The organism is Nitratireductor sp. B36 (assembly GCF_020833685.1).
Classification (GTDB): Bacteria; Pseudomonadota; Alphaproteobacteria; order Rhizobiales; family Rhizobiaceae; genus Nitratireductor.
In genome coordinates this window covers 878,968-891,303 of record NZ_JACKZY010000001.1, presented here as the reverse complement: position 1 = coordinate 891,303, position 12,336 = coordinate 878,968, and the positions used below count along the sequence as shown (strand labels likewise).

At 61.0% G+C, this 12,336-nt stretch carries 12 protein-coding genes; 8 read left to right on the top strand and 4 right to left on the bottom strand.

Features of this window, described 5'->3' with window-relative positions; translation table 11 throughout:
- Nucleotides 1–5: 5 nt before the first annotated feature.
- Entirely contained in the window at nucleotides 6–1,223 is a 1,218-nt protein-coding gene (locus H7H48_RS04445; RefSeq protein WP_229447582.1) for an MFS transporter, read from the bottom strand.
- A 119-nt stretch (nucleotides 1,224–1,342) separates the two neighbouring features.
- Here H7H48_RS04445 and H7H48_RS04440 point away from each other — a divergent pair, with 119 nt between their 5' ends.
- From H7H48_RS04440 to H7H48_RS04410, 7 genes are all read left to right on the top strand, one after another.
- On the top strand, nucleotides 1,343–1,948 hold the full coding sequence (locus H7H48_RS04440; RefSeq protein WP_229447581.1) for a TetR/AcrR family transcriptional regulator: 606 nt from the start codon (nucleotides 1,343–1,345) through the stop codon (nucleotides 1,946–1,948).
- A 50-nt stretch (nucleotides 1,949–1,998) separates the two neighbouring features.
- The gene (locus H7H48_RS04435) at nucleotides 1,999–2,985 is read left to right on the top strand and encodes a hypothetical protein (RefSeq protein ID WP_229447580.1); all 987 of its coding nucleotides are present in this window, start codon (nucleotides 1,999–2,001) and stop codon (nucleotides 2,983–2,985) included.
- A 74-nt stretch (nucleotides 2,986–3,059) separates the two neighbouring features.
- Nucleotides 3,060–3,986, top strand: coding sequence for a histone deacetylase family protein (locus H7H48_RS04430; RefSeq protein WP_229447579.1), 927 nt, complete (start codon nucleotides 3,060–3,062; stop codon nucleotides 3,984–3,986).
- Nucleotides 3,987–3,989: 3 nt separating this feature from the next.
- Nucleotides 3,990–4,241, top strand: coding sequence for an exodeoxyribonuclease VII small subunit (locus H7H48_RS04425; protein WP_229447578.1), 252 nt, complete (start codon nucleotides 3,990–3,992; stop codon nucleotides 4,239–4,241).
- A 168-nt stretch (nucleotides 4,242–4,409) separates the two neighbouring features.
- On the top strand, nucleotides 4,410–6,350 hold the full coding sequence (gene dxs, locus H7H48_RS04420) for a 1-deoxy-D-xylulose-5-phosphate synthase (protein WP_229447577.1): 1,941 nt from the start codon (nucleotides 4,410–4,412) through the stop codon (nucleotides 6,348–6,350).
- A gap of 45 nt (nucleotides 6,351–6,395) precedes the next feature.
- Nucleotides 6,396–7,130 carry a TlyA family RNA methyltransferase gene (locus tag H7H48_RS04415; protein WP_229447576.1) on the top strand — a complete coding sequence of 245 codons (735 nt, stop codon included), beginning with the start codon at nucleotides 6,396–6,398 and terminating at the stop codon, nucleotides 7,128–7,130.
- Nucleotides 7,127–8,368 (top strand): class I SAM-dependent RNA methyltransferase, encoded by a 1,242-nt coding sequence (locus H7H48_RS04410; RefSeq protein WP_229447575.1) that lies wholly within the window; start codon nucleotides 7,127–7,129, stop codon nucleotides 8,366–8,368. Before H7H48_RS04415 ends, H7H48_RS04410 begins: the two co-directional genes overlap by 4 nt.
- Here H7H48_RS04410 and H7H48_RS04405 read toward each other — a convergent pair whose 3' ends face one another.
- The 3 genes from H7H48_RS04405 to H7H48_RS04395 form a co-directional block, all read right to left on the bottom strand.
- Nucleotides 8,369–9,070, bottom strand: coding sequence for an NAD-dependent deacylase (locus H7H48_RS04405; protein WP_229447574.1), 702 nt, complete (start codon nucleotides 9,068–9,070; stop codon nucleotides 8,369–8,371).
- Nucleotides 9,070–10,488 (bottom strand): metalloprotease TldD, encoded by a 1,419-nt coding sequence (tldD, locus tag H7H48_RS04400; protein ID WP_229447573.1) that lies wholly within the window; start codon nucleotides 10,486–10,488, stop codon nucleotides 9,070–9,072. Before tldD ends, H7H48_RS04405 begins: the two co-directional genes overlap by 1 nt.
- 83 nt (nucleotides 10,489–10,571) lie before the next feature.
- A complete protein-coding gene (locus H7H48_RS04395) occupies nucleotides 10,572–11,042 on the bottom strand; it encodes an invasion associated locus B family protein (protein ID WP_229448101.1) in 471 nt (156 codons plus the stop codon).
- Nucleotides 11,043–11,437: 395 nt separating this feature from the next.
- On the opposite strand from H7H48_RS04395, the gene coxB reads away from it, so the two are divergent.
- Nucleotides 11,438–12,298, top strand: a complete 861-nt coding sequence (gene coxB / locus H7H48_RS04390; protein WP_229447572.1) for a cytochrome c oxidase subunit II — start codon at nucleotides 11,438–11,440, stop codon at nucleotides 12,296–12,298.
- Nucleotides 12,299–12,336: the final 38 nt, after the last annotated feature.

The following is a 12,336-nucleotide window of genomic DNA, read 5'->3' as shown; positions in this document are numbered from 1 at the left end:
ATGCTCTACTCCGCCGGCTGGAATGTTGCGCCGGCTGCCACGCGGCGCTCTCCGGCAAGGCTCTTCTGACCAAGCAGCACCGTCAAAAGAGCAGAAAAGCCTGCAGCGACGGATACCCAGAAACCGTTTTGCGGCCCGAACGCATCAATCACCCAGCCGGCGACAAACGATCCGAGCGCCATACCGATCCCGATACCGGTCATGACCCATGTGATGCCCTCTGTCAGCATGGAAGGGGACACACGGCGCTCGATCACGCCAAATGCCGTGATGAAAGTGGGCGAGACGGCGAGGCCGCTGACAAAGACAGCCAGAGCGAGCAAGGCAACTGTGTTGGCGAAGAGAAGCGGAATTGTGGTGAAGGCGATCACGGCCACTGCAATGGCGAGCTGACGTTGGAGGGGCATTTTTAGGTTGAGGGCGCCAATGACGATTCCGATCAGAAACGAACCCACAGCGTAGACACCAATGACAAGACTGGCGGCACCGGGCTGGCCAAGAGCCTTGGTGATGGCCACGGAACTGACTTCGGCGGTGGCGAAGATGGCGCCGACAAAGATCAGGGCAAGCGTGACGATTTGCACCGGGCGCAGGCGGATCGCGGAATGTGACGGACCGTCTTCGGCCGGGCGTATGCCTGGTTCTGTCGAGCGCTGCAACACGAAAGCCGCCGTTCCGAATGCGAGAAAGAGTGTGCTCGCCAGCATGCCGGCTTCAGGAAAGAGCGAGACGCTCAATCCCACCGAAAGCGACGCGCCGGCGATATAGACCAGTTCGTCGGCGACAGATTCGAAAGCGAAGGCGGTGTTGAGTTCGGGACGGTCGTGAAAGATCTCGGTCCATCTCGATCGCACCATGGCCGGGATGCTGGGCATGGTGGCTGCGGCGAGGGCGGCGGCAAACAGCGTCCACAGCGGCCAGTCACGATTGGCCGCGGTAATAAGCAGGAAAAATGCGATCACGGAGATGGCTGTGAACGGCGTCAATATGGCGCTTTGGCCACGCCGGTCCACGAGTCGCGAGATTTGCGGTGCAACGAAGGCATTGGTGAGGGCGAACGTGGCCGAGACTGCGCCGGCAAGCCAATATTCGCCGTGGGTTTGTGATAGCATGGCGACAATGCCGATGGGGGCCATGGCAATAGGCAATCGGGCGAAGAAACCGGCTGCGGCGAAGCCTTTGGAGCCCGGTGCCTTGAAAATCTGGCGATAGGGGTTGGCCATTGGAAAGATCCTTGATGCAGAAGCAGGGGTGTTTTACATACGCAGCGTATGTGGATCAGATAATGGCATACGCCTCGTATGTCAATTGATATACGTCGCGTATGTGAATGGAGACTTGAATGGTGCATAAGCCGCGCAGTGAAATGATTGCCGAAACCAGAGCCAAACTGGTGGCTGCAGCGCGGGATGCCTTCGGCAGGGTTGGTTATGCGAATGCTTCGATGGATGATTTTACCGCAGGCGCAGGCCTGACGCGCGGCGCTCTCTACCACCATTTCGGCGGTAAAGAAGGGCTGTTCGAAGCCGTCATAATGCAGATCGATGGGGAGATGACCGAAAGGCTCAAGGGCGTTTCACAGCGTGCCAGCGACCCCTGGCAGGGCTTTGTGGACGAGTGTGTCGCCTATATCGAGATGGCTCTTGAGCCGGAGATCCAGCGCATCATGCTGCTCGACGGCCCGTCCGTGCTTGGCGATCCGTTCAACTGGCCCAATCAGCCGTCGTGCATACGTTCGCTGACGGCCAGTCTTCAGAGACTGGTGGAAGAAGGGCGGGCGGATGTGGCCGACCCCGAAGCGATGGCTCGGCTGGTGAGCGGAGCCAGTCTCCACGCATCCTTGTGGATTGCCAATTCGGATGACCCTGAGGCAACGTCGAAGCGTGCGGTTTCCGCCTTCAAGCGGCTGCTTGAAGGGCTTCGCTACCCAACGCCTACTCCAGGTTGACAATCCTGCGTCATCGGTCATGCTTCCGGCAACGTGCTGGGGGCTGTTTCATGTGGGATTTCGATATTGGCAGGACGCTCGCGATCATGGGTCGGACATGGCCCTTCATCGTGCTGCGCATGGTGGTCTATTTCGGTATTACCGTTGCCTATATCTTTGCTACGGGGACCGGGGCTGGGGTTGGTTATGGTGTAGGCCACATCTCCACGGACCCCGGCGGCCCCGGTACATTCGCGCTTTGGGGCGGGATTGTCGGATTTGGCCTGGTCTCCGCAATTGTCTACTGGATCCGCGAATACATCCTCTACATCGTCAAGGCCGGCCATATCGCCGTAATGGTGCATCTGATCGACGGGCGCGATGTGCCAGATGGCAAGAGCCAGATCACCTATGCACGCCAGGAAGTGACGGCACGTTTTGCCGAGGCCAATGTGCTTTTCGTTCTCGACCAGCTCGTAAAAGGCGTGATTCGCGTTTTGACCGGACTTCTGGGCGGGATTGCCGGCTTTCTGCCCATTCCAGGCCTCGACACGCTGATGCGTTTCGTCAACACGGTGATCCGCATTGCGCTTACTTATGTGGACGAGATCATTCTCGGTTATAATATTCGCATCGGTTCAAGCACACCGTTCGAAACGGCTCGGCAGGGCGTGGTGCTCTATGCGCAGAATGGCAAGACCATGCTCAAGAACGCCGTCTGGCTGGCGCTCTTCATGTGGCTTCTGACCTTTGTTGTCTTCCTAGTCATGCTGGCACCGGCGGGCGCGATCCTTTATGCCATGCCGGGGCAATTGGCAGGATGGGCCTTTGTATTGGCGATCGTGTTTGCCTGGGCGGTAAAGGCGGCACTCATCGAGCCATTTGCCATTGCTGCGCTGATGTCCGTCTATTTCAAGGTTATCGAAGGACAGACACCCAATCGCGAGTGGGATGAGCGGCTGAGCAATGCATCCAAGCAATTCCGGGAACTGAAGGAACGGGCACTGGAGACGGTGGGTGTCCGCACTGGTGCGGCGTCTGCAAAACCAGCTGGGTGAAACCCTGTTGACATGGGCCCCACGCACCACTTCCCGTCATGGCCAAGCCATGGTTTGACCACTACACTTGGGGAATGAGAACCCGTTTCTACACCCATCCGATCTGCCGTGAGCACCTAACGCCGCCGGGCCACCCGGAGCGGCCCGACCGTCTGCGTGTGATCGTCGACCGGTTGGACGACGAGCCTTTCGCCTATCTCGAGCGGCTCGAAGCGCCTCGGGCCGATGAGCAGGTGGTGTTGCTGGCGCATCCCGTTGAACACCTTGAAAAGGTTAAAGCCAGCATACCGGATGAGGGGCTTGCGGTGATCGACGATGACACCACCGTGAGCCCGAAGAGCCTTGAAGCTGCTCTTACGGCCATTGGCGGTGCTGTGGCCGGTGTCGACGACGTGTTTTCCGGCGAGGCCGGGAACGTATTCGTCGCGGGGCGTCCTCCCGGCCATCATGCCGAGAAGAACCGGGCCATGGGCTTTTGCCTCTTCAACAATGCGGCCATCGCGGCCCGCCACGCGCAGAAGGAACACGGTGCAGAGCGCATCGCCATCGTCGACTGGGACGTGCATCACGGCAATGGAACCCAGGACATCTTCTGGGACGATCCGAGTGTGCTCTATTGCTCGACGCATCAGATGCCGCTTTACCCGGGCACAGGCGCAGCCCATGAGACGGGCGCCGGCAACATCGTCAACGCGCCGCTGCCCGCCGGTTCGGGTTCCGCGCCGTTTCGCGAGGCGTTCGATGAAAAACTACTGCCAGCGATCGATCGGTTTTCACCGGATCTGATCATCATTTCTGCCGGTTTCGACGCACACCGGCGCGATCCGTTGGCTGAACTCAATCTGGAAGCCGAGGATTTCGACTGGGCGACCGGCGTTCTGATGGAACGGGCCGACCGTTTGTCACAGGGGCGCCTTGTCAGTCTGCTTGAAGGTGGGTACGACCTGCAGGGACTTTCCGTGTCGGTCGCTGCGCATGTCGGCCGTTTGTTGAAGGGGTGAGAGATGGCCGAAGAAGCCAACAACGACATCAAGAGCATGAGCTTCGAGCAGGCACTGGAAGCGCTGGAGAAGATCGTTGAGGATCTGGAGCGTGGCGATGTGCCCCTGGACCAGTCGATCAAGATCTATGAGAGGGGTGAGGCCCTGAAAAAGCACTGCGACCTGCTGCTGAAATCCGCTGAGGACAAGGTTGAGAAGATCCGCTTGTCGCGCGAGGGGCAGGCTGTTGGCAGTGAACCGCTCGACGAGGCCTGAGATCGACGAGGCCTGAGATCAGAGTAACTCCGAGCGCGGCAGCCTCTGTACATTTGTTTGTACGGAGGTTGTTTTGTATTCAAAAGTGGTGAGACCAAGTTTCAATGAAACTGTACTGTTTCATCTCATCGCGTTTACTTTGTGCGGCTGAAGCCCTATGTCGAAGTGATGCAAACAGCCGAGGTGACGCGCGTGAAATCGCCGCCCGACACTCCTCTCCTTGACGCGGTTGGCACGCCAGCCGATTTGAAAAAACTCTCGCAGGATGATCTCCCCCAGCTTGCCGACGAGCTGCGTGCGGAACTGATCGATGCGGTTTCGAAGACCGGTGGGCATCTTGGTGCCGGGCTCGGCGTGGTCGAACTGACCGTGGCGCTGCACTATGTGTTCGACACGCCGGCCGACCGGCTGATCTGGGACGTGGGCCACCAGGCCTACCCGCACAAAATATTGACCGGCAGGCGCGCGCGCATCCGCACTCTGCGCCAGGAAGGCGGGCTCTATGGTTTCACAAAACGCTCCGAGAGCGAATACGACCCCTTCGGCACGGCCCACTCGTCGACTTCCATTTCGGCGGGCCTGGGCATGGCCGTCGCGCATCGGCTGAAAGGCGAAAAGCGCAATGTTGTTGCGGTGATCGGCGACGGGGCCATGTCGGCCGGCATGGCCTATGAGGCTCTTAACAATGCGGGGGCGTTGGGCGAGCGGCTGATCGTCATTCTCAATGACAACGACATGTCCATTGCCCCGCCGCAGGGCGCGATGAGCGCCTATCTGGCGCGCCTCGCCTCGGGGCGCACCTATCAGGGTGTGCGCGACCTGGGCAAGAAGCTGACATCCTATCTGGGTGAAGGGATCGACCGCGCCATTACGCGCGCGGTGGAACATGCGCGCGGCTATGTGACGGGCGGCACGCTGTTTGAAGAGCTGGGCTTCTTTCACATCGGCCCGATCGACGGGCACAATCTGAAACATCTCGTTCCGGTTTTGAAAAACGTGCGCGACAACGGCAGTGGACCGGTGCTCATCCATGTGGTGACGAAAAAGGGCAAAGGCTATCCGCCAGCCGAGGCCGCGGCCGACAAATATCACGGCGTGAACAGGTTTGACGTCATCACCGGCGCGCAGGCCAAGGCGCCTGCCAATGCGCCGAGCTACACCAAGGTTTTCGCCCAGTCGCTGGTTCAGGAAGCGCGCGAGGACGAGCGGATCGTCGCGGTAACGGCTGCGATGCCGTCGGGCACGGGGCTCGATCTGTTCGAGAAGGAGTTTCCGGAGCGCACCTTCGATGTGGGCATTGCCGAGCAGCACGCGGTGACATTCGCAGCCGGACTGGCCACCGAGGGCCTGCGTCCGTTTGCGGCGATCTATTCGACCTTTCTGCAGCGCGGCTATGACCAGGTGGTGCATGACGTGGCGCTGCAGAACCTGCCAGTGCGTTTCGCCATTGACCGGGCGGGGTTTGTCGGTGCGGACGGCCCCACCCATTGTGGCGCTTTCGACATCACCTATCTGGCGAGCCTGCCGAATTTTGTCGTGATGGCAGCAAGCGACGAGGCGGAGCTGCGGCACATGGTGCGCACCGCCGCCGAACACGATCAGGGCCCCATCGCCTTCCGCTATCCGCGTGGCAATGGCGTCGGTGTGGAGATGCCGGAACGCGGCGAGGTGCTGGAACTCGGCAAGGGGCGCGTGATACGCGAGGGATCCAAAGTGGCGCTGCTGTCGCTCGGAAGCAGGCTTGAGGACTGTTTGAAGGCGGCGGACGAGCTGGATGCAGCAGGCCTTTCGACGACCGTGGCCGACGCGCGGTTTGCAAAGCCGCTTGACCGGGCGCTGATCCGGCGACTGGCGCTGGAGCATGAGGTGCTGATCACCATCGAAGAAGGCGCGATCGGCGGCTTCGGCTCGCATGTGCTCGACTTCATGGCGCATGAGGGCTTGCTTGAAAGCGGCGTGAAGGTGCGGCCGATGGCCATGCCCGACCGTTTCGTCAACCACGCAAAGCCCGAGCGCATGGTGGAGGATGCCGGGCTCGATGCGGGCGCGATTGTCCACACGGTGTTTGCGGCCTTGGGCCAGCGTGCGGAAAGCGCAGCGCGTGCCTGACCGCGTTCGACCGAACCCGCACAACGCCCATCAAGAGATGGCCGGATGAGGCTCGACCAGTTTCTCGTGGATAGGGGCTTGTTTGCCAGCCGCGCGCGGGCGCGCGATGCAATCCTGCGCGGCACGGTGAAGGTGGACGGAACGCCGGCGAAAAAGCCCGGGCAGACGGTTACCCCTGCGGTCAAGATCGTGGTCGATGATCCGGCCAGCGCCTATGTGTCCCGCGCGGCGCTGAAACTGCTCCATGGTCTCGATATTTTTGGTTTCGATCCGACCGGTTGCCAGGCGCTCGATATCGGAGCTTCAACGGGCGGATTCACACAGGTACTTCTGGAGCGCGGTGCCGTGCATGTGACCGCCATCGACGTGGGCACGGGGCAGATGGATGCCCGCATAGCCGGCGATCCGCGCGTGACCTCGCTCGAAGGCGTGAACGCCCGCCATCTCACCCAGGATGAGCTGAATGGGCGCGTGCCGGACTTTCTGGTGTCGGATGTCAGTTTCATATCGCTCAAACTCGCATTGCCGCCGGCCCTTGCGCTGGCGGCAAAAGGGGCGTGTGGTATCTTTCTCGTGAAGCCGCAATTCGAGGCGGGCCGCGAGGCCATCGGCAAGGGCGGTTTGCTGCGCGATCCGGCGCAGGCCGACGAAATCGCCGCAGAATTGGAAAAATGGCTGGGGACGAATGCCGGCTGGCGGGCCGTGGGGCTTGCGCCGTCACCCATCGAAGGCGGAGACGGAAACCGCGAATTTCTACTGGCCGGACGCAAGGACCAATGAGCGAAACGCTGACGATCGATCATCTGGGAGCACAGGGCGATGGCGTTGCGCTTACACCCACGGGACCTGCCTATGTGCCGTTTGCGCTTCCGGGCGAAGTGGTTGAGGCGGAACTGCGCAAGGGGCGTGCCGCAAAGACGGTTTTGCGCGAGGCCGCGCCCGAGCGTGTGGAGCCGGCATGCCGGCATTTTGGCGATTGCGGCGGCTGCGCGGTGCAGCACCTCGAGGATAAAGCCTATCTCGCCTGGAAACGCGAGAAAGTGGTGAGCGCGCTGGCAACACGCGGCATAAAGACCGAAGTCGATGAAACGCTTGTCTGCCCGCCGCATTCGCGCCGCCGTGTGACGTTCACTGCAAGGCGATTGGGTTCGGACGTTCTTCTGGGCTTCAATGCCGCGCAATCCCATCGCATCGTCGTGGTCGAGGAATGCCCGGTGGCAACACCCGGTATTGTCGCCGCGCTTGGGGATTTGCGGGTCCTCGCCAAGGCCATCGCGGCGACGCCGAAACCCTTTCACCTGACGGTTACGGAAACCCGCTCCGGGCTCGACATTGCAGCGGTGGGCGCGGGACGGCTCGGTGAAAAACAGCGCCGGGCAGTGATCGATCTGGCGCTTGAAAAAGGATTTGCCCGGCTTTCGGCTGATGGCGAGATCATCGTGGAGGGCCAGAAGCCGAGCGTGATGTTCGGTGAGGTGCCGGTGGCCATTCCGCCGGCGGGTTTTCTGCAGGCCACGCTTGCCGCGGAAGAGGCGATGGCAGCGCTGGTGGGCCGCCATCTTGATGGGTGCAAGCATGTTGCCGACCTCTTCGCCGGCAGCGGCACATTCGCGCTGCGGCTGGCGCAGAAGGCACGGGTCTATGCGGCTGAAGGCGATGCGATTGCGCTTGCCACGCTCGATATTGCCGCAAGGCAATGGCCCTCTTTGAAGCCGGTGACGGCGGAAAAACGCGATCTTTTTCATCGTCCACTGCTGGCGAAGGAACTGGCGCAGTTCGACGGGCTGGTGTTCGACCCGCCGCGGGCAGGGGCCGAGTTTCAGTGCCGGCAGATCGCACGTTCCAGTGTGAAACGGGTGGCTGCGGTTTCGTGCAATCCGGGCACGCTGGCGCGGGATCTGGCGATCCTCGTGGAAGGAGGCTATCGGCTCACGCGCGTGGTGCCGATCGACCAGTTTCTCTGGTCGCCGCATGTGGAAGCGGTGGCACTGCTGGAGAAGAAGCCGAAGCGGCGCTGATCAGCTTTTCAGAAGCATGTCGACATAGGAGGGCACAACACGGCTTGCCGGGCCGTGAATGGCCTCGTCGAAATCGTCGAACGTATCGGAAGGTTCGAGATTGAGTTCGATCGTATGTGCCCCATGGCGGCCGGCTTCCTGCACGAATTGTGCTGCCGGATAGACATTGCCGGACGTGCCTATGGAGATGAAGAGATCGGCAGAGCGCAGAGCGCCGTAGATGCGCTCCATCTGATAGGGCATTTCACCGAACCACACGACATCGGGGCGCAGGTGCCCAACCATGGCGCAGGCGGGGCAGGGGGAATCAAGGGACATATCGCCGTCCCATGGGCTGCGACCGCCGCAATGGGTGCAGAGTGCGCTTCGGTGTTCGCCATGCATATGGATGAGGTTTTTGGAGCCGGCGCGTTCGTGCAGGTCGTCGATATTCTGGGTGACGAGCAGCACATCGCCTGCAAAGTCGCGCTCCAGCCGGGCGAGTGCGCGGTGGGCTTCGTTGGGTTCCAGTTCAGCGATCCTGCGCCGGCGCATATTGTAGAATTCATGCACCAGGGCGGGATTGGCGGCGAAACCCTCCGGCGTTGCCACGTCACGGTAGTCGATCTTCGACCAAAGCCCGTTCTTGTCGCGGAAGGTGTCCACGCCCGATTCGGCAGAGACACCCGCGCCGGTGAGTATGACGATGCGCCGGTAATCCATCAGGTCTGCGTGCCGCCCACGGTCATCTGGTCCATGCGCAGATGTGGCTGGCCGACGCCGACGGGCACGCCCTGTCCGGCCTTGCCACACATGCCGATGCCATTGTCGAGGCTCATGTCGTTGCCGACCATGGAAACGCGGTGCATGGCATCTGGTCCATTGCCGATCAGCATCGCGCCCTTGATGGGTTGGGTGACCTTGCCGTCCTCGATCATATAGGCCTCGGTGCAGCCGAACACGAATTTGCCGGAGGTGATGTCCACCTGACCGCCGCCGAAGGACACTGCATAGATGCCTTTTTTGACCGAGGCGATGATCTCTTCAGGGGTCTTGTCGCCGCCCGTCATGTAGGTGTTGGTCATGCGGGGCATGGGCTCGCGCGCGTAGGATTCGCGCCGACCGTTGCCGGTGGGTGCCATGCCCATCAGGCGGGCGTTCTGGCGATCCTGCATGTAGCCGACCAGCTTTCCGTCCTCGATCAGCACGTTGCGGCCCGACGGCGTGCCTTCATCATCGATGGTGAGCGAACCGCGGCGCTCCGAGATGGTGCCGTCATCCACAACGGTGACGCCCTTGGCGGCGACTTGCTCGCCCATCAGGCCGGCAAAGGCGGAGGTCTTCTTGCGGTTGAAGTCGCCTTCGAGACCATGACCCACGGCCTCATGCAACATCACGCCCGGCCAGCCATTGGCAAGAACGATGTCGAAGGTGCCGGCAGGCGCGGGAACGGCTTCCAGATTGACGAGCGCCTGGCGAAGCGCCTCGCCGGCGGCGAACTGCCAGGAATCCTCGGCCAGAAACTCGCCAAAACTCTTGCGTCCGCCCATGCCGTAGGAGCCGGTTTCCTGCCGGTCGCCATCGCCGACCATGACCGAGACATTGACGCGCACAAGCGGGCGGATGTCGCGGGCGATCTGGCCGTCGGCACGCAGGATTTCCACATGCTGCCATGAGGCGGCGAGCGACGCGGTGACCTGCCGTACGCGCGGGTCTTTCGCACGAAGCCAGCCATCGATTTCCTGCAGGAGCTTCGCTTTTTCCTCAAAGCCCGGCGAGGTGATCGGGTTCTCGTCTCCATAAAGACGCTGATTCGTGCCGGCGGGAGCCGTGGCGAGCTTGCCCGAATATCCGTCCTTGACGGTGGAAACGGCGTCGGCGGCGCGGCGCAGCGAAGCTTCCGTCAACTCGCTGGAATGGGCATAGCCCGAGGCTTCACCGGCAACGGCGCGCAGGCCAAAACCCTGATCGGTGTTGAAGCTCGCGGTCTTCAGGCGCCCATCGTCGAAAACAAGCGCTTCTCCTTCCCGATATTCAAGGAAGAGTTCTCCGTCATCCGCGCCACGGATCGTGTCGGCAAGGAGCGTCTTCAGGCGATCGGGCGAGCAGTCGAAGGCGTCGAGAAGCGATTTGGCGGTCATGAACAATATCCTGTCGAAACTCCCTTTCATTTAAGGGAGCACGGGCACGCAATCCAGTGCGGCTTGGACAGGAAGTTCCGCGATTAGCGGGGCAGGGCTTCGAAACCTTCAGCAAAACCGTTGAGATCAACGGGGATGCCAATGCCTTCTTCCGGGGTCTGGAAGACGATGAACGTCGCGGACTGGCCGATCTTGAAGGTTTCCACAAGCTGCTCCTCAAGGATCACCTCGGCGTAGCAGCCATCCTGGAAACAGCGCACGAAGTAGGCCCGACCGATATCCTTGCCGTCCACGTTGAGGCCGAGGCCATTTGGCAAGAGCACACCGAGCGGAGCCAGAACACGCAGGATTTCCGCCTTTCCGTCGGCGGTGCGAAGCACGACGACTGAAAGCCCCATTTCTGGCCGGTCTTCGGCAACGACATTCTGCATCATCGCGCATTGTTCGCTGGAGGCGCCGGCGGGCGTGTCGCAGAGGATGGACCAGGCGCCATGAGTCGAGCGAACCGTGCCGCTCTGCTGCGCGTGCGCGCCCATGACGGGGAAAACGGTCATCGCGAGCGCTGCAGCGGCGCATTTGAGGAAGGACGTGCTCATGGTTCCTGGCTCCCGTACGAATCAGGGCAATTTATCCTGCGATTGCAGTTGGCGAAAAGGGAGGGCTTCGGCAAAAGATTGGGAAAACCCGATTACGCGAAAACAATAATGACATTTGCGGGCAATTCCGACGGAAATGGGACGCCCGGGCGTTTTGTGCTATTGCACTTTCAACGTGGACGGCAGTATGAGCCTGCCGAAGGGGCGCAAAAATGCCGCACGTCGCATCCAACGCCTTCCTTGCGGTTCAAATGAGAGTATGGTTTGAACGCGCCTATAAAAAGCCAGAATTCCCTTTGCGGCAAAACCGGACGTTCCGGCTTGCCGTGTCGCCACGGGAGATGACGAGGGTTATGAAGAATATCGCTGTTGGCCTTGCCACTCTGCCGTTTCTCGCCACGGGCGCCGTTGCTGCGCAACCTGAGCCTTGGCAGATGCGCTTTCAACCGGCCGCAACCGGCATCATGCATGAGATCACCTGGTTCGAGGAATACACTTTGTGGTTCATCGTGCCGATCACCATTCTGGTGATGGCCTTGCTGGCTTGGTGCATCCTGCGTTTCCGCGCAAAGGCAAATCCCACGCCGTCGCGCACCAGCCACAACACGCTGATCGAAGTCATCTGGACCGTTGGTCCGGTGATTGTGCTGCTGTTCCTGGCGGTGCCGTCGTTCCAGCTTCTGACGGCGCAGTACACGCCCGAGGAGGAACCAGCCCTCACCATCAAGGCCACGGGTGTGCAGTGGTACTGGGACTACGAATACCAGCTTGAAGAGCCCGTTTCCTTCAGCTCTCTTATGCTTAAGGAAGACGAACGCGCCGATGCCGGTAAGGAAGACAAATCCGTCTATCCGCGTCTTCTGGCCGTGGATAATGAAGTCGTTGTTCCCGTCGACACCACCGTGCGCGTCCTCGTGACGGCCAGCGACGTGATTCACGCGTTTGCCATGCCGGCTTTCGGCGTCAAGGTCGACGCCGTTCCCGGCCGCATCAACGAGACCTGGTTCAAGGCCGAGAAGGAAGGCCTTTATTACGGCCAGTGCTCGGAACTTTGTGGCAAGGATCACGCCTTTATGCCGATTGCCATCCGCGTTGTGGCTCAAGACCAATATGACACCTGGATTGCAGCCGCCGGTGAAGACCTCGCCGGCGCCAACAAGGCTTTGATGGCCGCAATCGAGGGCAATACGAAAGTTGCGTCTGCTGGCGAATGAGCCGGCTGACGTCTAGAGAGGAAATGGAGCGGTAGGAA